The organism is Siccibacter colletis, assembly GCF_000696575.1.
Lineage (GTDB): Bacteria > Pseudomonadota > Gammaproteobacteria > Enterobacterales > Enterobacteriaceae > Siccibacter > Siccibacter colletis.
In genome coordinates this window covers 219,293-242,672 of sequence record NZ_JMSQ01000001.1, presented here as the reverse complement: position 1 = coordinate 242,672, position 23,380 = coordinate 219,293, and the positions used below count along the sequence as shown (strand labels likewise).

Annotated in this window: 22 protein-coding genes; 14 read left to right on the top strand and 8 right to left on the bottom strand. The window is 59.0% G+C overall.

Features of this window, described 5'->3' with window-relative positions; genetic code table 11:
• The first annotated feature begins 183 nt into the window (after window positions 1–183).
• From nudF to parE, 5 genes are read left to right on the top strand one after another with little or no spacing between them, the layout of a single operon-like run.
• The gene (gene nudF, locus ET34_RS0101050) at window positions 184–816 is read left to right on the top strand and encodes an ADP-ribose diphosphatase (protein ID WP_031518738.1); all 633 of its coding nucleotides are present in this window, start codon (window positions 184–186) and stop codon (window positions 814–816) included.
• Between the two features lie 5 nt (window positions 817–821).
• A complete protein-coding gene (locus ET34_RS0101045; protein WP_031518736.1) occupies window positions 822–1,244 on the top strand; it encodes a DUF1249 family protein in 423 nt (140 codons plus the stop codon).
• Between the two features lie 25 nt (window positions 1,245–1,269).
• Complete coding sequence (cpdA, locus tag ET34_RS0101040; protein WP_031518735.1) at window positions 1,270–2,097, top strand: 3',5'-cyclic-AMP phosphodiesterase; 828 nt, start codon at window positions 1,270–1,272, stop codon at window positions 2,095–2,097.
• Window positions 2,097–2,672: an esterase YqiA gene (yqiA, locus tag ET34_RS0101035; RefSeq protein WP_031518732.1), complete on the top strand. Its 576-nt coding sequence runs from the start codon at window positions 2,097–2,099 to the stop codon at window positions 2,670–2,672. The genes cpdA and yqiA overlap by 1 nt, the downstream gene beginning before the upstream one ends.
• Before the next feature lie 40 nt (window positions 2,673–2,712).
• Window positions 2,713–4,605: a DNA topoisomerase IV subunit B gene (gene parE / locus ET34_RS0101030; protein ID WP_031518730.1), complete on the top strand. Its 1,893-nt coding sequence runs from the start codon at window positions 2,713–2,715 to the stop codon at window positions 4,603–4,605.
• Window positions 4,606–4,687: 82 nt separating this feature from the next.
• On the opposite strand, the gene ET34_RS0101025 is transcribed toward parE, so the two are convergent.
• The gene (locus tag ET34_RS0101025) at window positions 4,688–5,002 is read right to left on the bottom strand and encodes a putative quinol monooxygenase (RefSeq protein WP_031518729.1); all 315 of its coding nucleotides are present in this window, start codon (window positions 5,000–5,002) and stop codon (window positions 4,688–4,690) included.
• Between the two features lie 30 nt (window positions 5,003–5,032).
• Window positions 5,033–5,614 (bottom strand): NAD(P)H-dependent oxidoreductase, encoded by a 582-nt coding sequence (locus ET34_RS0101020; protein ID WP_031518727.1) that lies wholly within the window; start codon window positions 5,612–5,614, stop codon window positions 5,033–5,035.
• Between the two features lie 199 nt (window positions 5,615–5,813).
• On the opposite strand from ET34_RS0101020, the gene parC reads away from it, so the two are divergent.
• The 4 genes from parC (at window position 5,814) to ET34_RS0101000 (ending at window position 12,779) form a co-directional block, all read left to right on the top strand.
• Window positions 5,814–8,084, top strand: a complete 2,271-nt coding sequence (gene parC, locus ET34_RS0101015; protein WP_031518726.1) for a DNA topoisomerase IV subunit A — start codon at window positions 5,814–5,816, stop codon at window positions 8,082–8,084.
• A gap of 165 nt (window positions 8,085–8,249) precedes the next feature.
• Window positions 8,250–8,987: a 1-acylglycerol-3-phosphate O-acyltransferase gene (plsC, locus tag ET34_RS0101010; protein WP_031518724.1), complete on the top strand. Its 738-nt coding sequence runs from the start codon at window positions 8,250–8,252 to the stop codon at window positions 8,985–8,987.
• Window positions 8,988–9,068: 81 nt separating this feature from the next.
• On the top strand, window positions 9,069–10,481 hold the full coding sequence (gene ftsP / locus ET34_RS0101005) for a cell division protein FtsP (protein ID WP_031518722.1): 1,413 nt from the start codon (window positions 9,069–9,071) through the stop codon (window positions 10,479–10,481).
• Between the two features lie 159 nt (window positions 10,482–10,640).
• On the top strand, window positions 10,641–12,779 hold the full coding sequence (locus tag ET34_RS0101000) for a YgiQ family radical SAM protein (RefSeq protein ID WP_031518721.1): 2,139 nt from the start codon (window positions 10,641–10,643) through the stop codon (window positions 12,777–12,779).
• A 36-nt stretch (window positions 12,780–12,815) separates the two neighbouring features.
• On the opposite strand, the gene dkgA is transcribed toward ET34_RS0101000, so the two are convergent.
• Together dkgA and yqhD are read right to left on the bottom strand one after the other, a co-directional pair.
• A complete protein-coding gene (gene dkgA / locus ET34_RS0100995; RefSeq protein ID WP_031518720.1) occupies window positions 12,816–13,643 on the bottom strand; it encodes a 2,5-didehydrogluconate reductase DkgA in 828 nt (275 codons plus the stop codon).
• Window positions 13,644–13,751: 108 nt separating this feature from the next.
• On the bottom strand, window positions 13,752–14,915 hold the full coding sequence (gene yqhD / locus ET34_RS0100990; protein WP_031518718.1) for an alcohol dehydrogenase: 1,164 nt from the start codon (window positions 14,913–14,915) through the stop codon (window positions 13,752–13,754).
• Window positions 14,916–15,108: 193 nt separating this feature from the next.
• Here yqhD and ET34_RS0100985 point away from each other — a divergent pair, with 193 nt between their 5' ends.
• Window positions 15,109–16,038 carry an AraC family transcriptional regulator gene (locus ET34_RS0100985; protein ID WP_031518716.1) on the top strand — a complete coding sequence of 310 codons (930 nt, stop codon included), beginning with the start codon at window positions 15,109–15,111 and terminating at the stop codon, window positions 16,036–16,038.
• A 9-nt stretch (window positions 16,039–16,047) separates the two neighbouring features.
• On the opposite strand, the gene ET34_RS0100980 is transcribed toward ET34_RS0100985, so the two are convergent.
• Both ET34_RS0100980 and metC read right to left on the bottom strand, forming a co-directional pair.
• A complete protein-coding gene (locus ET34_RS0100980; RefSeq protein WP_031518715.1) occupies window positions 16,048–16,707 on the bottom strand; it encodes a DedA family protein in 660 nt (219 codons plus the stop codon).
• A 126-nt stretch (window positions 16,708–16,833) separates the two neighbouring features.
• Window positions 16,834–18,021, bottom strand: coding sequence for a cystathionine beta-lyase (gene metC / locus ET34_RS0100975; protein ID WP_031518713.1), 1,188 nt, complete (start codon window positions 18,019–18,021; stop codon window positions 16,834–16,836).
• A 246-nt stretch (window positions 18,022–18,267) separates the two neighbouring features.
• On the opposite strand from metC, the gene exbB reads away from it, so the two are divergent.
• Both exbB and exbD read left to right on the top strand, forming a co-directional pair.
• A complete protein-coding gene (gene exbB, locus ET34_RS0100965) occupies window positions 18,268–19,002 on the top strand; it encodes a tol-pal system-associated acyl-CoA thioesterase (RefSeq protein ID WP_031518711.1) in 735 nt (244 codons plus the stop codon).
• A 6-nt stretch (window positions 19,003–19,008) separates the two neighbouring features.
• Complete coding sequence (exbD, locus tag ET34_RS0100960) at window positions 19,009–19,434, top strand: TonB system transport protein ExbD (RefSeq protein WP_031518710.1); 426 nt, start codon at window positions 19,009–19,011, stop codon at window positions 19,432–19,434.
• Between the two features lie 60 nt (window positions 19,435–19,494).
• On the opposite strand, the gene ET34_RS0100955 is transcribed toward exbD, so the two are convergent.
• On the bottom strand, window positions 19,495–20,391 hold the full coding sequence (locus ET34_RS0100955; protein WP_031518708.1) for an SDR family oxidoreductase: 897 nt from the start codon (window positions 20,389–20,391) through the stop codon (window positions 19,495–19,497).
• A gap of 302 nt (window positions 20,392–20,693) precedes the next feature.
• Between ET34_RS0100955 and ET34_RS0100950 the strand changes: the two genes are divergently transcribed.
• Entirely contained in the window at window positions 20,694–22,142 is a 1,449-nt protein-coding gene (locus tag ET34_RS0100950; RefSeq protein WP_035890728.1) for a methyl-accepting chemotaxis protein, read from the top strand.
• A 92-nt stretch (window positions 22,143–22,234) separates the two neighbouring features.
• Entirely contained in the window at window positions 22,235–22,966 is a 732-nt protein-coding gene (gene fucR, locus ET34_RS0100945) for an L-fucose operon activator (protein ID WP_031518706.1), read from the top strand.
• Between the two features lie 3 nt (window positions 22,967–22,969).
• On the opposite strand, the gene ET34_RS20745 is transcribed toward fucR, so the two are convergent.
• Window positions 22,970–23,377: a cytoplasmic protein gene (locus ET34_RS20745; protein ID WP_081826882.1), complete on the bottom strand. Its 408-nt coding sequence runs from the start codon at window positions 23,375–23,377 to the stop codon at window positions 22,970–22,972.
• Window positions 23,378–23,380: the final 3 nt, after the last annotated feature.

The following is a 23,380-nucleotide window of genomic DNA, read 5'->3' as shown; positions in this document are numbered from 1 at the left end:
TTGTTAGCGCTGACACACGTCGAAAAATGATCGCCGATTCTAGCAGAGTCAGCCCCCGCCAGGGCTTGGCGTAACGTGCCTTCTGGATTGAAATACCGTCAATCTACCACAGCACAACGCAAACGGCAGATGCTCAGACTTGAAATCGTCGCTTTCATCACCATTGCATAATCCGGGATAAATATGACCACTTCAACGAAACATCCGGTTACTTTCACTAAAAATGATGTAGAAATTATTGCACGTGAAACGCGCTGGCGCGGCTTTTTTTCACTTGATGTTTACCGCTTTCGCCACCGCCTTTTCAATGGCGAAATGAGCGGTGAAATCGAGCGTGAAATTTTCGAGCGCGGCCATGCGGCGGTGCTGCTACCCTTTGACCCGGTGCGTGATGAGGTGGTGCTGATTGAACAAATCCGCATCGCGGCTTACGACACCAGCGATACCCCCTGGCTGCTGGAACTGGTCGCCGGTATGATCGAAACCGGCGAAACGCCCGACGACGTTGCGCGGCGCGAAGCCAGCGAAGAAGCGGGGTTAGACGTACAACGCACGAAACCGGTATTAAGCTACCTGGCAAGCCCTGGCGGCACCAGCGAGCGGCTGTCGATACTGGTGGGTGAAGTGGATGCCACGCAGGCCGAAGGGGTACACGGTCTGGTGGAGGAAAACGAAGACATTCGTGTTCATGTGGTGAGCCGGGAACAGGCTTATCAGTGGGTAGAAGAGGGGAAAATCGACAACGCAGCGTCCGTCATCGCCCTGCAATGGCTGCAGCTGCATCATGAAGCATTACGTAAAGAGTGGAATACCTGAATATGATTAAGCGCTATACACCTGACTTCCCTGAAATGATGCGGCTGTGCGAAACCAATTTCGCCCAGTTACGCCGCCTGTTGCCTCGCGAGGATCAGGCTGGCGAAACCGTTAGCTATCAGGTGGGAAGCGCGCAGTACCGGTTAACGATTACCGAGTCCACCCGCTACACTACGCTTGTGGAAATTGAGCAGACCGCACCTGCGGTCAGCTACTGGAGCCTGCCTTCCATGAGCGTGCGGCTCTATCATGACGCGATGGTGGCGGAAGTGTGTTCAAGTCAGCAGATCTATCGCTTCAAAGCACGTTATGATTATCCGAATAAAAAATTGCATCAACGTGACGAAAAGCATCAAATAAACCAATTCCTTGCTGATTGGCTGCGCTACTGTTTTACACATGGAGCGATGGCGGTTCCGGTTTGTTAGCGACGTGGACACCTAAGGACACCATTTGGAAAGTCTGTTAAACCTTACCGCGGCTGATGGGGCAACGGTAAGGATCTTACAAATCACCGATACCCACCTGTTTGCCGGCAAAGGCGAAACGCTACTGGGTGTGAACACATGGGAAAGCTACCAGGCTGTGCTGGCGGCCATTCAGCAGGCGCAGCGCGACTGCGATCTGATTGTCGCCACCGGCGATTTAGCGCAGGACCATAGCGCCGAAGCTTATCAGCTGTTTGCTGAGGGTATCAGTTCGCTCGCCTCGCCGTGCGTGTGGCTGCCCGGCAACCACGATTTCCAGCCGGCGATGTACAGCGCGCTGCAGGAAGCAGGCATTTCCCCGGCGAAACGGGTGTTGCTTAACGCGACCTGGCAAATTTTGCTGCTCGACAGCCAGGTGTTCGGCGTGCCGCATGGCGAGCTGAGCGAGTTCCAGCTGGAGTGGCTTGAGCGCAAGCTGGCCGACTGGGGCGACCGCCAGACGCTGCTGCTGCTGCATCACCATCCGCTGCCGTCCGGCTGTAGCTGGCTCGATCAGCACAGCCTGCGCAACGCTGGCGATCTGGACGATGTGCTGAGTCGTTTCCCGACGGTAAAACATCTGCTGTGCGGTCATATTCATCAGGAGCTGGATCTCGACTGGAACGGGCGTCGCGTGCTTGCCACGCCGTCCACCTGCGTCCAGTTCAAACCGCACTGCGCCAACTTTACCCTTGATACCATCGCCCCCGGCTGGCGTTGGCTGAATTTGCATCCCGACGGCACCTTAACCACCGAGGTCTGCCGTCTTGAAGGTCAGGCTTTCCGGCCGGATACCGCCTCAGAAGGATACTGATGTCTACGCTTCTCTACCTGCACGGGTTCAACAGCTCTCCCCGCTCCGAAAAAGCCACCGCGCTGACGCACTGGCTGGCGGAGCATCATCCCGATATTGACGTCATCGTTCCACAGCTCCCGCCCTATCCGGCTGCCGCCGCCGAGCTGCTGGAGTCGCTGGTGATGGAGCACGGCGGTGAGGCGTTAGGCCTGGTGGGGTCTTCGCTGGGCGGCTATTTCGCTACCTGGCTGTCGCAGTGCTTTATGTTACCCGCCGTGGTTATCAACCCCGCGGTGCGCCCGTTCGAACTGCTGACCGATTATCTCGGGCAAAACGAGAACCCCTACACCGGGGAACAATATGTGCTAGAGTCTCGCCATATTTACGATCTCAAAGTTATGCAAATCGACCCGCTTGAAGCACCGGATCTCATCTGGCTGCTGCAACAGGAAGGGGACGAGGTGCTGGATTACCGTCAGGCGGTGGCCTATTACGCCTCCTGTCGCCAGACCGTCGAAACCGGAGGGAATCACGCATTTGTCGGCTTCGAAGATCATTTCACACAGATTGTCGATTTTTTGGGTTTACGTTGAAGCCCGATCGATCCGATCACGCTATCTGAATATATAAATCATGACGCAATCCTATAACGCTGATGCCATTGAGGTACTCACCGGGCTTGAGCCGGTTCGCCGTCGCCCGGGGATGTACACCGACACCACTCGCCCTAACCATCTGGGTCAGGAAGTTATTGATAACAGCGTGGACGAAGCGCTGGCCGGTCACGCAAAGCGCGTGGAGGTTATTCTGCACGCCGACCAGTCGCTGGAAGTGATCGATGACGGTCGCGGCATGCCGGTGGATATTCACCCGGAAGAGGGTGTTCCCGCGGTTGAGCTGATCCTCTGCCGCCTGCACGCCGGCGGTAAATTCTCCAACAAAAACTATCAGTTCTCCGGCGGCCTGCACGGCGTGGGGATCTCGGTGGTTAACGCCCTGTCGCGCCGCGTGGAAGTCACGGTGCGCCGCGATGGTCAGGTATACAGCATCGCCTTCGAAAACGGCGAGAAGGTCGAGGATCTGAAGGTCATCGGCACCTGTGGCAAACGCAATACCGGTACCAGCGTCCACTTCTGGCCGGACGAGAAATTCTTTGACAGCCCGCGCTTCTCCGTGTCGCGTCTGATGCATCTTCTGAAAGCGAAAGCGGTGCTGTGTCCGGGCGTTGAAATCAACTTCAAAGACAACGTCAACAACGCCGAGCAGCGCTGGTGCTATCAGGATGGTCTGACCGACTACCTGAGCGAGGCGGTGAACGGTCTGCCGACGCTGCCGGAAAAGCCTTTTGTCGGCAACTTCTCCGGCGATACCGAAGCCGTGGACTGGGCGCTGCTCTGGCTGCCGGAAGGCGGCGAACTGCTCACCGAAAGCTATGTGAATCTCATCCCGACCATGCAGGGCGGTACGCACGTCAACGGTCTGCGTCAGGGGCTGCTGGATGCGATGCGCGAATTCTGCGAATACCGCAACATTCTGCCGCGCGGCGTGAAGCTGTCCGCAGAAGATATCTGGGAACGCTGCGCCTACGTGCTGTCGGTGAAGATGCAGGACCCGCAGTTTGCCGGGCAGACCAAAGAGCGCCTGTCATCGCGCCAGTGTGCGGCGTTCGTCTCCGGCGTGGTGAAAGATGCCTTCACCCTGTGGCTTAACCAGAACGTGCAGTCCGCCGAAATGCTGGCAGAAATGGCCATCTCCAGCGCCCAGCGCCGTATGCGTGCGGCGAAGAAAGTGGTGCGTAAGAAGCTGACCAGCGGCCCGGCACTGCCCGGCAAGCTGGCAGACTGTACTGCGCAGGATCTCAGCCGTACCGAGCTGTTCCTGGTGGAAGGGGACTCCGCAGGCGGGTCCGCCAAACAGGCGCGCGATCGTGAATATCAGGCGATCATGCCGCTGAAAGGGAAGATCCTGAATACCTGGGAAGTCTCCTCCGACGAGGTGCTGGCGTCGCAGGAAGTGCACGACATCTCGGTCGCGATCGGTATCGATCCGGACAGCGAAGATTTGTCCCAGCTGCGCTACGGCAAGATCTGTATCCTCGCGGATGCGGACTCCGATGGCCTGCACATCGCTACCCTGCTGTGTGCGCTGTTCGTGAAGCACTTCCGTTCGCTGGTGAAAGGCGGCCACGTTTATGTGGCGATGCCGCCGCTCTACCGTATCGATCTCGGCAAAGAGGTCTATTACGCGCTGGATGAAGAAGAGAAAGCCGGCGTGCTGGAGCAACTCAAGCGCAAGAAGGGCAAACCGAACGTGCAGCGCTTTAAAGGGCTGGGCGAGATGAACCCGATGCAGCTGCGTGAAACGACCCTCGATCCTAACACCCGCCGTCTGGTGCAGCTCATCATCAGCGATGAAGACGAGCAGCAGACCACCGCGATGATGGATATGCTGCTGGCCAAGAAGCGTTCGGAAGACCGCCGCAACTGGCTGCAGGAGAAGGGCGACATGGCAGATATCGAAGTCTGACCCCCTGACGGCCAGCGAGAGCTGGCGCAGACAATAAAAAAGGCGATGAGATCATCGCCTTTTTTTATCGCCGCTGGGCGGCTTAAACGCCGTTTTCCAGAATACGGATATGGGTTTCCAGCACGTCGGCTTTCACCGCGTCGCTCCAGGCTTTCATATGCGGGGTTTGCAGGTGCGCTTCAAGATGCGCCACGCTCTCCCACTGTTCCAGCATCATGATGGAATCCGGATTGGTGGTCTGAAAACTTACCTGCGCGTTGTGGTCAATCAGCGGCGCATAGCCGTGACAACCCTCTTCCTGCAATACCACAGGAATGATGCCTGCAAACGCATCAAGCACCGCCTGGCGATGGTGTGCACCCGGACGGGTGCGGATCTCTGCAATCACTGTCAGCATGATCAACTCCTTGTTAAATTCAGCTCTCAGTTAAGCAAAGATTTCGCCGAGGTGCTTGCGATATTCTGCGATATAGCGCGGAACGTCCGGCATTTTAATCACGTCATTGGCGATAAAGGTCGGCAGCGCAGTCATGCCAAGGAACTCATTGGCTTTGTGGAACGGCAGATAAACGCCATCCACGCCCACACCGTGGAAGAACTGCGCTTCATCGGTAAAGGCCTCCATCGGCGCGTTCCAGGTCAGGGACAGCATGTATTTTTTGCCCTGAATCAGGCCGCCTGAGCCATACTTCTTCGCTGCATCGGAACGGGTGCGACCATCGCTGGCGTACAGGAAGCCGTGACCTTCGGTGAAGACGTTATCGATGTACTTTTTCACGGTCCAGGGCGCACCCATCCACCAGCCCGGCATCTGGTAAATCACCACGTCGGCCCACAGGTATTTCTGCACTTCGGCTTTCGCGTCGTAGTCACCGTCGGTGCGGGTAACCTGAACATCATGCCCGGCGTCGCGCAGGAAACTTTCCGCGACCTCGGTCAGGGTGTCGTTAAGCTGGCCATTAGAGTGGGCGAATTTTTTCGCACCGTTGATAATCAGAATGTTGCTCATTATTTGTCCTCGAATATTTACGTTTGGCACTAATGGTACGACAGTCAGCGAAACGTTTTAATGAGCAAAATGTGCAAAGACTTTTGCTAAATCAGCAATAATCAACCCTGCTGTGACTCAGCGTCGCAGATAGGGTACTATCGGCGGCAATATTGCCGTTTCCCTGCGTGCGGCCAGATTGTCTAAGGAATAATCAGTAATGAGTGACCTGACTCACGACGGTGCAGAGCGCCTCGCGCTGCACGAATTCACGGAAAACGCTTACCTCAACTACTCCATGTACGTGATCATGGACAGGGCGCTGCCGTTTATTGGTGATGGTCTGAAGCCGGTTCAGCGACGCATCGTGTATGCCATGTCTGAACTGGGCCTCAACGCCAGCGCCAAGTTTAAAAAATCTGCCCGTACTGTGGGTGACGTGCTGGGTAAATACCACCCGCACGGCGACAGCGCCTGCTACGAAGCGATGGTGCTGATGGCGCAGCCGTTCTCTTATCGTTATCCGCTGGTGGATGGCCAGGGGAACTGGGGGGCGCCGGACGATCCGAAATCCTTCGCGGCGATGCGTTATACCGAATCCCGCCTCTCTAAATACGCCAGCGTGCTGCTCAGTGAACTGGGGCAGGGCACGGTGGATTTCGTGCCGAACTTCGACGGCACCCTGGACGAGCCGAAGATGCTGCCGGCGCGTCTGCCGAACATTCTGCTGAACGGCACCACCGGGATTGCGGTAGGCATGGCCACCGACATTCCGCCGCATAACCTGCGCGAAGTTGCCCAGGCCGCGGTGACGCTGATTGACCAGCCGAAAACCACGCTCGACCAGCTGCTCGACATCGTGCAGGGGCCGGACTATCCGACCGAAGCCGAAATCATCACCGCCCGGGACGACATCCGTAAGATTTACCAGAACGGACGCGGCTCGGTGCGCATGCGCGCAGTCTGGAAAAAAGAGGACGGTGCTGTGGTGATCACCGCGCTGCCGCATCAGGTATCCGGCGCACGCGTACTGGAGCAGATCGCCAGCCAGATGCGCGCGAAAAAGCTGCCGATGGTGGACGATCTGCGCGACGAATCCGACCACGAGAACCCAACGCGTCTGGTGGTGGTACCGCGTTCCAACCGCGTGGATATGGACCAGGTGATGAACCACCTGTTCGCCACTACCGATCTGGAAAAAAGCTACCGCGTTAACCTGAACATGATCGGCCTGGACGGGCGTCCGGCGGTGAAAAACCTGCTGGAGATCCTCACCGAGTGGCTGGCGTTCCGTCGCGATACCGTGCGTCGTCGTCTGAACTATCGCCTCGATAAAGTGCTGAAGCGCCTGCATATCCTTGAAGGTTTGCTGGTGGCGTTCCTCAATATCGATGAAGTGATCCACATCATCCGTAGCGAAGACGAGCCGAAGCCGGTGCTGATGTCCCGTTTCGGCATCAGTGAAACCCAGGCCGAAGCCATTCTTGAACTGAAGCTGCGTCATCTCGCCAAACTGGAAGAGATGAAGATCCGCGGCGAGCAGAGTGAGCTGGAGAAAGAGCGCGATCAGATCCAGGCCATCCTGGCATCCGAGCGCAAAATGAATACTCTGCTGAAGAAAGAGCTGCAGGCTGACGCGGAAGCGTTCGGTGACGATCGCCGCTCGCCGCTGCACGAGCGCGAAGAAGCGAAGGCGATGAACGAGCACAATATGCTGCCGTCAGAGCCGGTCACTATCGTGCTGTCGCAGATGGGCTGGGTGCGCAGCGCCAAAGGTCACGACATCGACGCCCAGGGCCTGAGCTACAAGGCGGGGGACAGCTGGCTGGCTTCCGCGAAAGGCAAAAGCAACCAGCCGGTGGTGTTTATTGACTCCACCGGGCGCAGCTACGCGGTCGATCCGGTTTCGCTGCCGTCCGCGCGCGGGCAGGGCGAGCCGCTCACCGGCAAACTGACGCTGCCGCCGGGCGCCACGGTTGAGCATATGCTGATGACCGGCGAGCAGCAGAAGCTGCTGATGGCCTCCGATGCGGGCTACGGTTTCGTCTGCACCTTCAACGACCTTGTTGCGCGCAACCGCGCCGGTAAGGCGCTGATTTCGCTGCCGGATAATGCACGCGTGATGCCGCCGCTGGAGATCGTCGATGAAAACGATCTGCTGCTGGCCATCAGCGCCGCCGGACGCATGCTGATGTTCCCGGTAGGCGATCTGCCGCAGCTCTCCAAAGGTAAGGGCAACAAGATTATCTCGATCCCGTCCGCTGACGCGGCGAAGGGCGACGATAAACTGGCGCACCTCTACCTGCTGCCGCCGCAGAGCACGCTGACCCTGCACGTCGGGAAGCGCAAAATCAAACTGCGCCCTGAGGAGCTTGAGAAGCTGCGCGGCGAGCGTGGCCGCCGTGGCACGCTGATGCGCGGTCTGCAGCGCATCGACCGTGTTGAGGTGGATGCCCCGTCGCGTCCGTCTGCGGGCGACAGCGAAGAGTAAGCCGTACTCCCTTCCCGTCAGGGGAGGGATCTTTTTCACCCGCCGCACGCTGCCCTTCGGGCGCCGTTTGTCGGGTTCCCCACAGACTCAGGTCATCGCGTAACACTGCACCAGAATTGCCGCAACGCGGTATACTGGCAGGTAGCTGTGGCTCAAGAGGTAAGTATGTTATTAATTTTCCGTTTTATTATCGTAGTGCTGTACAGCATTCTGGTGTGCATTCTCGGTTCGATTTACTGTCTGTTCAGCCCGCGTAACCCGCGCCACGTCGCCACCTTTGGGCATATGTTTGGCCGCCTGGCGCCGGTGTTTGGCCTGAAGGTTGAGACCCGCAAGCCCGAGGGTGCCGAGCATTACGGCAATGCCATCTATATTGGTAACCATCAGAACAACTTTGACATGGTGACCGCCGCTAAGATTGTGCAGCCGCGTACCGTGACCGTAGGTAAAAAGAGCCTGCTGTGGATCCCGTTCTTCGGGCAGCTGTACTGGCTCACCGGTAACCTGCTGATCGACCGCGACAACCGCGCCAAAGCGCACGGCACCATCGCCCAGGTTGTCAGCCAGATCCGCAAACGTAATATTTCGGTATGGATGTTCCCGGAAGGGACGCGCAGCCGCGGGCGCGGCCTGCTGCCGTTCAAAACCGGCGCGTTTCACGCCGCGCTGGCGGCCGGCGTACCGGTTATCCCGGTTTGCGTCTCTAACACCTCAAACAAGATCAACATGAACCGCCTGAAAAACGGACTGGTGATTGTCGAGATGCTGCCGCCCATTGATACCTCTGCCTGGGGCAAGGATCAGGTGCGCGATCTGGCTACCCACTGCCGTCAGGTGATGGAACAAAAAATCGCAGAACTCGATAAAGAAGTGGCGGAGCGTGAAGCCTCCGGCAATATTTAATAAAAACAGGCGTTCCGGGGCCGCTGGCCCCTTTTAAAGGGAAGTTTCCCGCTTTTTCTGACAGTTTCACTCGGAGCATATATGTCACTCAGTCGGCGTCAGTTTATTCAGGCATCGGGGATCGCGCTCTGCGCAGGCGCGGTACCGCTGAGGGCAAACGCGGCAGGCCAGCAGGCAGCGCTGCCGATCCCGCCGCTGCTTGAATCACGTCGCGGCCAGCCCCTCTTTCTTACGCTTCAGCGTGCACACTGGTCATTCGTGACCGGTTCGCGCGCCCCTGTCTGGGGCATCAACGGGCGCTACATGGGGCCGACGGTGCGGGTGTGGAACGGCGACGACGTGAAAGTGATCTACAGCAACCGTCTGACGGAAAACGTTGCCATGACCGTCAGCGGTTTGCAGGTGCCTGGCCCGCTGATGGGCGGCGCAGCGCGCATGATGTCGCCCAACGCCGACTGGTCGCCGGTGCTGCCCATCCGTCAGAGCGCCGCCACGCTGTGGTATCGCGCCAATACGCCGAACCGCTCTGCGCATCAGGTGTACGGCGGGCTGGCTGGCATGTGGCTGGTAGAGGATGAGCTGAGCAAAACCCTGCCGGTACCGAACCATTACGGTGTGGATGACTTCCCGGTCATCATTCAGGACAAGCGGCTGGATAACTTTGGCGTGCCGGAGTACAGCGAGCCGGGCAGCGGCGGCTTTGTCGGCGACACGCTGCTGGTGAATGGCGTTGAAGGCCCGTACGTGGAAGTGTCGCGCGGCTGGGTGCGCCTGCGTCTGCTCAATGCGTCTAACGCCCGTCGCTACCAGCTGCAGATGAGCGACGGACGCCCGCTGCACGTTATTGCCGGCGACCAGGGCGTGCTGCCCGCGCCCGTCTCGCTGCGCCAGCTCTCTCTGGCGCCGGGTGAGCGTCGTGAGGTGCTGATTGATATGACCAACGGCGATGAAGTATCGATCACCTGCGGCGATGCGGCGACCATTATGGACCGTCTGCGCGGGCTGTTTGAGCCGTCGAGCATTCTGATTTCCACCCTGGTCCTGACCCTGCGCCCGACCGGTCTGCTGCCGCTGGTCACCAGCCCGCTGCCGCAGCGCCTGCTGTCGGAAGATGTGCTGGCCGGTACGCCGGTGCGCAGTCGCGACGTCACGCTGGGCGACGATCCGGGGCTTAACGGCCAGCTGTGGGACCCGAAGCGTATCGACATCACCAGCCAGCAAGGCTCCTGGGAGCGCTGGACGGTGCGAGCCGACACGCCGCAGTCGTTCCACATCGAAGGCGCGCAGTTCCTGATCCGCAACGTCAACGGCGCGTTACCGTTCCCGGAAGATCGCGGCTGGAAAGACACCGTCTGGGTCGATGGTCAGGTGGAGCTGCTGGTGCTGTTCACGCAGCCCTCCTGGGAGCACTTCCCGTTCCAGTATGGCAGCCAGACCCTGGAGATGGCTGACCGTGGCTCGGTCGGGCAGATTCTGGTGCAGGCCACCGGGTAAGCGGCTGCTTTACCCTCGCTCCGGCCTCGCGTTATGCGCAACAGGCCGGGGTGAGGGGTGATTGATCTCCCTCCGCACAATATCCCTTCTTTTTATACTGTTTTACGGCGTATAATCGCCGCCCTTTTGCGCAACTTGTTATCCCCTCCGGAACCCCCTATGAGCACCCTCAGTTTGATCCAGCCCGATCGCGACCTGTTTTCATGGCCTCAGTACTGGGCGGCCTGTTTTGGCCCGGCACCGTTTTTACCCATGACGCGTGAGGAGATGGATCGTCTGGGCTGGGACAGCTGCGACATTATCCTCGTCACCGGCGACGCCTATGTCGATCATCCGAGCTTCGGCATGGCGATCTGCGGGCGCATGCTCGAAGCCCAGGGCTTCCGCGTCGGGATCATTTCCCAGCCGGACTGGCAGAGCAAAGCGGACTTCATGCGCCTCGGCAAACCAAACCTCTTTTTCGGCGTCACCGCCGGCAACATGGATTCGATGATCAACCGCTACACGGCCGATCGTAAACTGCGCCATGACGATGCCTATACACCGGATAACGTCGCGGGCAAACGCCCGGATCGCGCCTCGCTGGCCTATACCCAGCGCTGTAAAGAAGCCTGGCGCGATGTGCCGGTGATCCTCGGCGGTATCGAAGCCAGCCTGCGCCGTACCGCGCACTACGACTACTGGTCCGATACCGTGCGCCGTTCCATTCTGGTGGATGCCAAAGCGGACATGCTGATTTTCGGCAACGGCGAGCGCCCGCTGGTGGAGGTCGCGCACCGCCTGGCGCAGGGGGAACCCATCGAGCAGATCCGCGAGGTGCGCAATACCGCCATCCTGGTGAAAGCAGCGCTGCCGGGCTGGAGCGGCGTCGATTCCACCCGGCTTGATACGCCGGGGCGCATCGACCCCATTCCGCATCCTTATGGCGACGATCTGCCGTGCGCGGAAGGCAATAAGGTGGAAAAGTCGCCGGTGAAAGCGGTAACGGTACAGCCGCCGCGTCCGAAGCCGTGGGAGAAAACCTACGTGCTGCTGCCGTCGTTCGAGAAAGTGAAAGGCGATAAGGTGCTGTATGCCCACGCCTCACGCATTCTGCATCACGAAACCAATCCCGGCTGCGCCAGAGCGCTGTTGCAGAAGCACGGCGAGCGCTACGTCTGGATCAACCCGCCGGCCATCCCGCTCTCAACCGAAGAGATGGACAGCGTGTTTGCCCTGCCGTATCAGCGGGTGCCGCATCCGGCCTACGGCAACCGCCGCATTCCGGCGTATGAGATGATCCGCTTCTCGGTCAACATTATGCGTGGCTGTTTTGGCGGCTGTGCGTTCTGCTCCATCACTGAACATGAAGGGCGCATCATCCAGAGCCGCTCGGAAGACTCCATCATCAACGAGATCGAAGCGATCCGCGATGCGGTGCCGGGCTTTACCGGCGTGATCTCCGATCTCGGCGGGCCGACCGCCAATATGTATATGCTGCGCTGCACCTCGCCGCGTGCCGAGCAGACCTGCCGACGGCTGTCGTGTGTATATCCGGCGATCTGCCCGCACATGGAGACTAACCATCAGCCAACCATCAATCTCTATCGCCGCGCCCGGGAGCTGAAGGGCATTAAAAAGATCCTTATTGCTTCCGGGGTGCGCTATGACCTTGCGGTGGAAGACCCGCGCTACATTAAAGAGCTGGCCTCGCACCACGTGGGCGGTTATCTGAAGATTGCCCTGGAACATACCGAAGCGGGGCCGCTGTCGAAGATGATGAAGCCAGGTATGGGAAGCTATCACCGCTTTAAAGAGCTGTTTGATACTTACTCGAAGCAGGCGGGAAAGGAGCAGTATCTGATCCCGTACTTTATCTCTGCGCATCCCGGCACCCGGGATGAGGATATGGTGAATCTGGCGCTGTGGCTCAAGCGGCACCGCTTCCGCCTCGACCAGGTGCAGAACTTCTATCCGTCGCCGCTCGCCAACTCCACCACCATGTATTACACCGGCAAAAACCCGCTGGGTAAGATCGGCTACAAAAGTGAAGAGGTGGTGGTACCGCGCGGCGAACGTCAGCGTCGGCTACATAAAGCGCTGCTGCGCTATCACGATCCGGCTAACTGGCCGCTGATCCGTGAGACGCTGGAGGCAATGGGCAAGAAGCATTTGATTGGCGGGCGGCGTGACTGTCTGGTGCCTGCACCCACGCTGGAGGAGATGCGTGAAGCGAAGCGTCAGGCGCGTCACCTGCGTCCGGCGCTGACCCGACATACACCGGGCATGAAGAAAGGCATGAAGCGTAAGGCGCTGTAAGATCCCTCTCCCGGTGGGGAGAGGGAGTAGATAGCGTTAGCCGCCAAACACATCCGGGTCCGGACCCAGACGTTTCCCCTGATCGAGCTTCGCAATCTCGCTCAGCTCATCTTTATCGAGGCGGAAATCCCAGACGTCGAAGTTTTCCACGATGCGCGCCGGGGTCACCGATTTCGGGATCACCACCAGGCCGCTGTCGAGGTGCCAGCGGATCACGATCTGCGCCGGGGTTTTGCCATACTTATCGGCCAGCGTGCGGATCGCTTTCTGATCGAATACCCCTTCGCCGCCCTGCGCCAGCGGGCTCCAGGACTCGGTCTGGATCTTGTGGGTGGCGTTCCAGGCATGCAGCTGGCGCTGCTGAAGCAGCGGGTGCAGCTCGATCTGGTTGATCACTGGTGCTATGCCCGTTTCATCAATGATGCGCTGCAGGTGATGCACCTGGAAGTTACAGACGCCGATACTCTTCACCAGCCCCTGCTGCTGCAACTCAATCATCCCTTTCCAGGCATCGACATAGTTATCAATTGCTGGCACCGGCCAGTGCATCAGATAGAGATCGACATACTCAAGCTGCAGCTTGTCGAGGCTCTCCTGTAACGCCTGCTGCGGACGCGTCTGGTCGTCGTTCCACAGTTTGGTGGTGATAAACAGCTCGTCGCGGGCCACGCCAGCGCTTTGCAGCGCTTTGCCCACGCCTTCTTCATTCTTATACGCCGCCGCGGTATCAATGGAGCGGTAGCCGGTTTCGAGCGCTTTATGGATCGCAGCGACCACTTCGTCATTACCGGCTTTCCAGACACCGAGGCCGAGCTGCGGCATGACGTTGCCATCATTGAGCTTGATTACGGTTGGATTTGCCATCTGTACCTCCTTATCGGATAACACGCCGGGCGTGTATTCCCGGCGAAAGTTGCGTGACTTAAGTCTGGACGAAAAGCCCAAAAACGAAAGCGCGGCGATAAAAAACGCTTATATCGCGGCTTCGTAAATACGGCGACTGACGTCGAGCGTGATGTCCTTGTGCTCGCCCAGCGCCGTCATGCCGTGCTCTTCCAGTTTGGCAATCAGCGCCGGGATGGAGCTGCCGTCCAGATTGTAAGCAGAGAGGCAGGTCGGGGCGCCCATCTGCTCAAAGAAATTACGCGTCGCGGCGATAGCCGCATCGATGCGCTCCTCTTCAGAGCCGCTGGTAATGCCCCAGATGCGCTCGCCGTACTGCAACAGCTTCTCACGCTTGGTATCGCGCTTCTCATTCCACAGCGCCGGCAGCACAATCGCCAGCGTCTGGGCATGATCCAGGCCGTGCATTGCGGTCAGCTCATGGCCCAGCATATGGGTGGCCCAGTCCTGAGGAACGCCGGCTCCAATCAGGCCGTTCAGCGCCTGGGTCGCAGCCCACATCACGTTGGCGCGCACGTCGTAGTTTTCCGGATCGCGCAGCGCTTTCGGGCCGTCCTCAATCAGCGTCAGCAGAATGCCCTCGGCAAAACGGTCCTGAATTTTGCCGTTCACCGGGTAGGTCACGTACTGCTCGACGGTATGTACAAAGGCATCGACCACGCCGTTGGCGACCTGGCGCGGCGGCAGGGTGTAGGTATAAACCGGGTCCAGCACGGCAAACAGCGGCTGCACAAACGGGGAGTGGAACGCCTGTTTGTCGCCGGTAGCGCGGCGCGAAATCACCGCACCCTTGTTGGATTCAGAGCCGGTCGCCGGAAGCGTCAGCACCGAGCCCATCGGAATAGCGCTGTTAATTTCGCTGCCGGAGGTTTCAAGAATGTTCCATGGGTCAATATCCTGCGGATAGTGCGCCGCTGCGGCGATAAATTTAGTGCCGTCCAGCACCGAACCGCCGCCCACGGCCAGCAGGAAGGTCACCTGCTCGCGACGGGCAATATCAACCGCCTTCATCAGGGTTTCATACGACGGGTTTGGCTCAATGTCGCCGAACTCCAGCACCTCAAGGCCATCCAGCGCAGAGAACACCTGGTCCAGCACGCCGGTGGATTTTACGCTGCCGCCGCCCCAGGTGATCAGCACCCGGGCATCGGCGGGGATCTGCGCACGCAGATCGCTGATGGCGCCTTGTCCGAACAGAATGCGGGTGGGGGTGTGAAGATTGAAATTATTCATGGCTCGCTTCCCAAAATGAGTGGAACGGGTGGCAGCCAACGGGCCGCCTGATGGGATTTATTGTGAGCGCGGGGCGAGAGGCGCTCAATGCATATTCCTGCCGTTATCTTGCCCATTTCTCCAGAGGGCTGGAGAAACAGGGTGCTTTTCAGCACACTGCGGCAATGAACATAACGTTGCGGAGCACCAGGCCATGAACCGGACGGCGATTTGCAAACAGCTGACTGAAAAAATTAACTTTCTGAAAGTTAATAATAAAATCCCTGCAGAGGGGCTAGCGGACGTGGACCTGCTTTACGGCACCCAGCCTTATCCGCGCACGCCGGTGATGTATCAGCCGGGTATCATTTTTCTCTTTTCCGGCCAGAAAACCGGCTACCTCAATAACCGCGTGTTTCGCTATGACGCCAGTGAATACCTGCTGCTGACGGTGCCGCTGCCGTTTGAGTGCGAAACCGCCGCCACGCCGGAAACCCCGCTGGCCGGGCTGCGTATCAATATCGATATGCATCAGCTGCAGGCGCTGCTGATGGACATCGGAGAGGACACGCGGTTCCAACCCTCCCCGCTGAGCAGCGGCATCAATTCCGCCACGCTCACCGATGAGATCCTCTGCGCCGCTGAGCGGCTGCTGGACGTAATGGAGCGCCCGCTCGACTGCCGGATCCTTGGCCGCCAGATCGTGCGCGAGATCCTTTATCAGGTACTCACCGGCCCGTGCGGTGGCGCGCTGCTGGCGCTGGTGAGCCGGCAGACCTACTTCAGCCTGATAAGCCGGGTGCTGAAACGCATCGAAGCCCAGTACACCGAGAACCTCAGCGTGGATCAGCTGGCGGCGGAAGCCAATATGAGCGTCTCGGCGTTTCACCACAACTTCAAATCCATTACCAGCACCTCGCCGCTGCAGTATCTGAAGACCTATCGCCTGCATAAGGCGCGCATCATGATGCTGCATGATGGCGTCAAGGTGAGTACCGCAGCCATAAGAGTCGGTTATGAAAGCGGCTCGCAGTTCAGCCGGGAATTTAAGCGTTATTTTGGCGTGACGCCGGGAGAGGATGTGGCACGGATGCGGATGTTGCCGCAGGGGGAGAGCGGGGCGCAACTGGCAGCGCGCCCGTGAAACGGCGCGCTATTTCGACGCGAAGCGTCTTTTGATCACCACGAACAGGGTGCCGCACAGCCCGGCCAGCAGCAGAAATACCGGCAGGATCATCAGGAAGGTCATCACCTGATCTTCGTGGCGTTTCACGAAGGGGATCATGCTCAGGGCATAACCCAGCCCGGTGACGCCACCCACCCAGAGCAGGCCGCTCAGCCAGTTAAAGATCTGGAAGCGACGGTTGGAAAGCCCGGAGATGCCAGCCAGGGTTGGCAGCAGGGTACGCACGAAGGCGAGGAAGCGGCCCGCCAGCAGAGCCAGTAAACCGTGACGGTCAAACATGCAGGTGGCGCGATGGTGATATTTCGCCGGCAGCTGCGCCAGCCAGCTTTTCACCACCCGGGTGTTGCCGAGCCAGCGGCCCTGCAGATAACTGAACCAGCAGCCCAGGCTGGCCGCCGAGGTGAGGATCACCAGCGCCGGCACGAAATCCATCACGCCGCGAGCGATAAGCGCGCCCGCCAGCAGCAGCAGACTGTCACCGGGCAAAAAGGACGCCGGAAGTAGGCCGTTTTCCAGGAACAATGTGGCAAACATAACGCAATAGACAATGCCAACAATATGCGGGTCCGCCAGCGCGGCAAAATCGTGATGCCAGAGCGCAGCGATAATATTCTCGATGACAGCCATGAGGGATCCTGTGGAACAGCGTAAGAAAGCTATTATACCCTGAACGCCCCGGCACATCTTGCGCAGAGGCATCACAAACCGGCACTTTTTTAGGAATATGACCGGTTTGTGGGTTCAGGGGCAACTTTACACAATTCGCTCAAGCCCTGCTGCTAAATCCGCGAGTAAATCTTCAACGTTTTCTAAACCGATGTGTACCCGCACCAGGGTACCGGTGAAATCAACTCCGACGCCCGGACGGATCGCGGCGATCTCTTCCGGCTGACTGGCGAGGATCAGCGATTCGAACCCGCCCCAGGAGTACGCCATTGAGAAGTGGGTGAAGTTATCGAGGAAGCGCGCGTACTCGTCGTCGGTCAGGCGTTTTGTGAGGATAAACGAGAACAGCCCACTGCTGCCGGTGAAGTCGCGCTGCCAGAAGGCATGGCCCTTACTGCCCGGCAGCGCCGGGTGATTGACGCGCGCCACCAGCGGGTGCGCAGCAAGCCATTCGGCAATGCATAAACTGCTCTCCTGATGCTGACGCAGACGCACGCCCAGGGTGCGCAGCCCGCGGCTGGTGACGTAGGCGGTATCCGCATCCACCATCTGACCCATCAGATAGGCATTCTCCCGCAGCTGCTCCCAGCAGCGCTCGTTGGCGACCGCGGTGCCAATCATCGCGTCCGAATGACCCACCAGATATTTGGTTCCGGCCTGCACCGAGATATCAACGCCCGCATCGAGCGCTTTAAACAGAATGCCCGCCGCCCAGGTGTTGTCCATAACAATCACCGCGTCCGGCGCACGGGCGCGTACCGCCGCGACGATGGCCGGCACGTCGGGCACTTCCATGGTGATGGAGCCGGGTGACTCAAGAAAAACCACGCGGGTCGTCGGCTGGATCAGCGCCGCGATGTCGGCACCGATCGACGGATCGAACCAGTCGGTGGCAACACCCATCCGGGTCAGCACTTTGCTGCAGAAATCCTGGGTCGGCTCGTAGGCGGTAACCGGCATCAGCACGCGATCGCCCTGTTCGACAAAGGCCAGAATGGTATTGGCAACCGCCGCCGCCCCGCACGGAAACAGCGCGCAGCCGGCACCGCCCTCCAGCTCGCACATCGCCTCCTGCAATGAAAAGTGGGTCAGCGTACCGCGGCGGCCATAAAACAGCTCGCCCTGCGCCCGTCCGGCAGTGGCCTGTTTTTTGGCTTCCACGCTGTCGAATACCAGCGATGAGGCGCGCTGAATAACGCTGTTGACCGATCCCTGGGTGAATCGCTTGCTGCGTCCCGCCGTGACCAGCGCGGTTTCAATGTGCTTTGCGGACATAATCGTGAACCTGTTTAACCATCTGGATGTCTAAACCTACCTTAACACCGTTCCCCGGCTGCGCGTCATGGTGTTTTTTCAGGTTGGCGAAAAAAAATACGTTCGCTGCACTTTCCTGTTCGACCGCATAGAAAGCGGCGTCAGAAGCGGGTTCACTGTAAATACTAATGAGAACTACTATCAATTCGACGTCGTTTTGATATTATTACGCGCAGAATTTGTCTAATTTCGTTCTGGAGATACAGAGTGGGTAATAATTTGATGCAGACGGATCTCTCCGTCTGGGGTATGTATCATCATGCCGACATCGTTGTGAAGATGGTGATGATTGGCCTGATTCTGGCGTCGGTTGTCACCTGGGCGATCTTCTTCAGCAAAAGTGCGGAATTACTGTCTCAGAAGCGCCGCCTCAAGCGTGAACAGCAGCAGCTGGCCTCTGCCCGCTCGCTGGACGAAGCCAGCGACATGGCGGCGTCCTTCCACGCGAAGAGCCTCAGCGCCCAGCTGATCAGCGAAGCGCAAAACGAGCGTGAGCTGTCCGAAGGCAGCGATGACAACGAAGGCATTAAAGAGCGCACCGGCTTCCGCCTTGAGCGTCGCGTTGCGGCGGCGGGTCGTCATATGGGCCGGGGCAACGGCTATCTCGCTACCATCGGCGCTATCTCGCCGTTCGTCGGTCTGTTCGGTACCGTGTGGGGCATCATGAACAGCTTCATCGGTATCGCCCAGACCCAGACCACCAACCTGGCGGTTGTAGCACCTGGTATCGCCGAAGCGCTGCTGGCGACGGCTATCGGTCTGGTCGCCGCGATCCCGGCGGTGGTTATCTACAACATCTTTGCCCGTATGATCGGCGGCCACAAGGCCTCGTTGGGTGACGTTGCCGCGCAGGTATTGCTGCTGCAAAGCCGCGACCTTGATCTGGCTGCGAGCTCCGCGTCACATCCGGTGCGTAACGCGCAAAAATTACGTTTAGGTTGATGCCCTATGGCGATGCGTCTTAACGAAGATCTCGACGACAACGGCGAAATGCACGAAATCAACGTCACGCCGTTTATCGACGTGATGCTGGTACTGCTGATTATCTTTATGGTGGCCGCTCCGCTGGCGACGGTGGATGTGAAGGTGAATCTGCCGGCCTCTACCAGCCAGCCGCAGCCGCGCCCTGAGAAGCCGGTCTACCTGTCGGTGAAAGCGGATAAAACCATGTTTATCGGCAACGATGCGGTGACCCGCGAAAACATGGTGTCGGCGCTGAACACGCTGACTGCAGGCAAGAAGGACACCACTATCTTCTTCCGCGCCGATAAAACCGTGGATTACGAAACGATGATGAGCGTGATGGATACGCTGCATCAGGCGGGCTATCTCAAGATTGGCCTGGTCGGGCAGGAAACAGCAAAAGCGCAGTAATCTGCGTGCAGCATAAAAAACGCGGCCCGTGAGCCGCGTTTTTTTATGGCTGAAGCCTGATTAGCCCAGATGCTCGCCGCCCGTCACGCCGTGCACCTCGGCGGTAACGTAGCTCGATTCCTGGCTGGCGAGATAGACGTAGATGCCCGCCAGCTCCGCCGGCTGACCTGCGCGCTTCATCGGCGTCTGCTGACCAAACTGCGGCAGTTTCTCCTGCGGCTGGCCGCCTGCCACCTGCAGCACGGTCCAGATCGGCCCCGGTGCCACCACGTTCACGCGAATGCCTTTCTCTGCTACCTGCTTCGCCAGACCGCGGCTGTAGTTCAGGATCGCGGCTTTGGTGGATGCGTAATCCAGCAGGTGCGGGCTTGGCTGATAAGCCTGAATCGACGAGGTGGTGATGATACTGGCCCCCGGTTTCAGGTGCGGCAGCGCCTCCTGCGTAACCCAGAACAGCGAGAAGACGTTTATCGCGTAGGTTTTCTGGAACTGCTCGCTGGTAATGTTCGCCACGTCTTCAACTGCGACCTGCTTCCCGGCTACCAGCGCCAGAATATCCAGCCCGCCCAGCGCTTCGATGGATTTATGCACCAGCGAACGGGCAAAGGTTTCATCACTGAGATCGCCCGGGATCAGCACCGCTTTGCGCCCGGCCTCCTCAATCAGCGCCTTCACTTCATCGGCGTCCTGCTGCTCATCAGGCAAATAGTTCAGGACCACGTCCGCACCTTCACGCGCATAGGCGATGGCTGCCGCACGTCCAATACCGGAGTCGCCGCCCGTGACCAGCGCTTTGCGCCCGGCCAGCCGTCCGCTACCGACATAGCTTTTCTCGCCGCAGTCCGGCACCGGGTCCATCTTCGCCTGCACACCCGGCGCAGGCTGTTTCTGTTTAGGATATTCGCCGGTGTAATACTGCGTGGTGGGGGCCTGAATCTCCGTCTGTTTATTTGTCATAAGGTCGCTCCACTTAGTGAGAAAGTTACCTTAAGGGTAGCGCCTTATTCTGTATCCAAAATAGTAATCAGCATATTCTCACTGTGCGCTTCGCTTATTTTTAGCAGTAACAAGCACAGCGGTAATTAATAATTAACGTAATGAAAACCAATGCTTAAATAATAAAGCGGCAGGCAAAGGATATATCTTTTTTGTACGCTGGCGGCGGTCTGCGGAGCATCTACGCTTAAATCTGAACCACCTTAATAATATTCTCCGGCCCGTGCCGGGGCTGTCGTTTGCCCATCATCTGGATAATAACAATGAGCACAATGACCTTTTCTCACACAGACAATAACGCTGGCTTAATTACCCTCTCGCAGATTCGCCTGAAAGCCGACGGGCTGATGCTGTCCCTGACGTGGTTGCTGTGGCTGATCGCGCTGGGGGTTGGCTGGCACCATCATAATCTGTCGCTGGCGCTGGTCGCAGGCGGCGCGCTCACCGGGCTGGCGACGGTGATCAAGACTCTGTTTGCCGGACGGCTGATCACCCGGCTGTGGTTTGCCTTTACGTTGATGGGCTTTGCCGCGCTATTAATTCAGCTGGGGCATGGCGAAACCGAGTATCACTTCTCGGTATTCGTGCTGCTGTCGGCGCTGCTGGCCTGGCGCGACTGGCGACCGCTGCTGATGGGCGCCGCGACGGCGGCGGTGCATCATGCGCTATTTAACTATCTTCAGGAGAACGACCTGTTCGGCATCGTGTGCTTTACGCATCCGGGCTTTCATATGGTGGTGTTCCACGCGCTGTTTGTGGTGGCGCAGACTGCGGTACTGATGGTGATGGCGGTGCGGATGGCGCAGGATGCTCGCTCCGCCAGCGAAGTGGCGCGGCTGGCATCGGTGATCAACCGTGAGCCGGGGTGCCTCACCCTGGCGGTCAACGATGCCGCACGCTACTCGCCGTTCGCCCGCACCTTCAGCACCACACTGGATACCATGCGCGACACCTTAACCCGGGTCAGCGCCGGGGTGAATGCGCTGCTGGCCGCCTCCGATACCTTGCTGGAGCGCAATGCCGGGCTGTCCGCCCGCACCGACGAACAGGCTCAGGCACTGGCCATCGTCACCCGCGCCATCGAGCAGATTGCCGCTGGCGCTACGCTCAACAGCGAACAGGCGCACACCGCGCGCCAGCAGGCGATCCAGGCCAGCAGCGTGGCCCAGCAAGGCGGGGCGCATATTGATGCCGCGACCGCGTGTATGGCGCAGATCCGTGCTGACGCCCAGCGGGTAAATGGCATTCTGGAGTTGATCGACGGCATCGCGTTTCAGACCAATATTTTGTCGCTCAACGCCTCAGTAGAAGCGGCGCGGGCCGGCGAGCAGGGCAAAGGGTTTGCCGTGGTAGCGTCTGAAGTGCGCACCCTCGCGCAGCGCTGCGAGTTTGCCGCGAAAGATATTCGCGAGCTGATTGCCGTTTCGGTGGCGCGTGCCGATGACGGCTCGGCGCGGGTAGAGCAGGCGGGGGCCACCATGCGCGAGATGATCGCCAGCATCGATAGCCTGCGACGGTTTATCGAGGATCTGTCGCAGATGAGCGAGCAGCAGCGCAGCAGCATCGGCGACATGCGCAACAGCATCACCAGCATTGACGAGAGCGTTCAGCAGAATGCGCACCACGTGGCGCAGACGCTGAACATGGCGCAGCATCAGCAGCAGCAAACCCGCGCGCTCCAGCAGGCTATCACGCTGTTCCGCTTCGCATGAGATCGCGATCACAGCCGCCGGACGCCGCCGCGCCCGGGGCTGTTAAAACCTGTTTTTCCCCCCTACGCTAAAGGCAGCGTGCAGGGGGAAGAATGAAATCAGTCAGGCATCAGAGAATTGAACAGCTGTTAAGCGAGCACGACACGCTCACCACCGACGCGCTTGCCCGGCTGCTGGCAGTGAGCCTGGAGACGGTGCGGCGCGATCTGCGGCTGTTGCAGAAGCAGGGCGTGATCCTGCGTAGCCACGGGCGGGCGCGCATTCTGCGTCACGACAGCGCCACCCTTGATGAACCCTTTTCCGCGCGCCTGAAAAGCCATCACACCCATAAACTGGATATCGCCCGGCTGGCGCTGGACTGGATTTCAGAAGGTATGGTGATTGCGCTGGACGCCAGCACCACCTGCTGGTATCTGGCGCGCCAGCTCCCGGATATGCCGCTAACGGTCTTCACCAATAGCGTGCGGGTCTGTCAGGAGGTGGCGAAGCGCGAGCGCATCACGCTTATCAGCAGCGGCGGCGTGCTGGATCGCACTTTCGCCAGCTACGAGAACCCGGCGCTGGTTTCGCTGCTGCGGCATATCGATATCGATCTGTTTATTTTTTCCTGCCAGGGCATCGACAGCGAGGGCGGTATCTGGGATGCCCATGCCTGGAATGCCGAGTTCAAGACGCTGCTGCTGCGCCGGGCTGCCCAGTCGCTGCTGCTTATCGACAAAAGTAAACGCGAGCGCACCGGTGAGGTGCAGATCGGTACGCTGGAGCAGGTGACGGAGGTGATTACCGATGAAGCCGCGCCGGCGCTGAGTGCTGTCGCCGGGTAGCGGTTATGGTTGCGGGGCGGCGGGCGGTGCCAGAACGCAGGAGGTTTTGAGTTCGCCGTCGGCAAGCTGGCGCATCAGAGTGAGCGTGGCGTTTTCCCGCGCCTTGATGTGCTGATAATTGGCTTCGATCCGCGCCATTATTTTGGCTTTAAGCTGCGGGTGCCGCAGCATAATTTCATTTAAGACCGCGCCGTATACTTCTTCTTTAATCAGCAGCGGATAAATCTCACGCCGGTTCTGCCATTTCAGATCTACCAGCGCGGCAGGAATAGAAGTCGCCGCCTGACCATATTGTTCCAGCGTCGCATTTCGCGCCGCGGTTAACGCTGCGATATTCTGACTTAAGATAAATTTCTCTTTATCTTTTTCGGCTAACACGAAATCTTTTGCAGGCAATGCTGAGGTTGTCACCGT

Bases quoted from the DNA above. Each gene is read 5' to 3' on its own strand.
- nudF (WP_031518738.1), top strand. From the start codon at position 184: ATGACCACTTCAACGAAACATCCGGTTACTTTCACTAAAAATGATGTA.
- yqiA (WP_031518732.1), top strand. From the start codon at position 2,097: ATGTCTACGCTTCTCTACCTGCACGGGTTCAACAGCTCTCCCCGCTCC.
- parE (WP_031518730.1), top strand. From the start codon at position 2,713: ATGACGCAATCCTATAACGCTGATGCCATTGAGGTACTCACCGGGCTT.
- ET34_RS0101025 (WP_031518729.1), bottom strand. From the start codon at position 5,002: ATGCTGACAGTGATTGCAGAGATCCGCACCCGTCCGGGTGCACACCAT.
- ET34_RS0101020 (WP_031518727.1), bottom strand. From the start codon at position 5,614: ATGAGCAACATTCTGATTATCAACGGTGCGAAAAAATTCGCCCACTCT.
- parC (WP_031518726.1), top strand. From the start codon at position 5,814: ATGAGTGACCTGACTCACGACGGTGCAGAGCGCCTCGCGCTGCACGAA.
- plsC (WP_031518724.1), top strand. From the start codon at position 8,250: ATGTTATTAATTTTCCGTTTTATTATCGTAGTGCTGTACAGCATTCTG.
- ftsP (WP_031518722.1), top strand. From the start codon at position 9,069: ATGTCACTCAGTCGGCGTCAGTTTATTCAGGCATCGGGGATCGCGCTC.
- ET34_RS0101000 (WP_031518721.1), top strand. From the start codon at position 10,641: ATGAGCACCCTCAGTTTGATCCAGCCCGATCGCGACCTGTTTTCATGG.
- dkgA (WP_031518720.1), bottom strand. From the start codon at position 13,643: ATGGCAAATCCAACCGTAATCAAGCTCAATGATGGCAACGTCATGCCG.
- yqhD (WP_031518718.1), bottom strand. From the start codon at position 14,915: ATGAATAATTTCAATCTTCACACCCCCACCCGCATTCTGTTCGGACAA.
- ET34_RS0100985 (WP_031518716.1), top strand. From the start codon at position 15,109: ATGAACCGGACGGCGATTTGCAAACAGCTGACTGAAAAAATTAACTTT.
- ET34_RS0100980 (WP_031518715.1), bottom strand. From the start codon at position 16,707: ATGGCTGTCATCGAGAATATTATCGCTGCGCTCTGGCATCACGATTTT.
- metC (WP_031518713.1), bottom strand. From the start codon at position 18,021: ATGTCCGCAAAGCACATTGAAACCGCGCTGGTCACGGCGGGACGCAGC.
- exbD (WP_031518710.1), top strand. From the start codon at position 19,009: ATGGCGATGCGTCTTAACGAAGATCTCGACGACAACGGCGAAATGCAC.
- ET34_RS0100955 (WP_031518708.1), bottom strand. From the start codon at position 20,391: ATGACAAATAAACAGACGGAGATTCAGGCCCCCACCACGCAGTATTAC.
- ET34_RS0100950 (WP_035890728.1), top strand. From the start codon at position 20,694: ATGAGCACAATGACCTTTTCTCACACAGACAATAACGCTGGCTTAATT.
- fucR (WP_031518706.1), top strand. From the start codon at position 22,235: ATGAAATCAGTCAGGCATCAGAGAATTGAACAGCTGTTAAGCGAGCAC.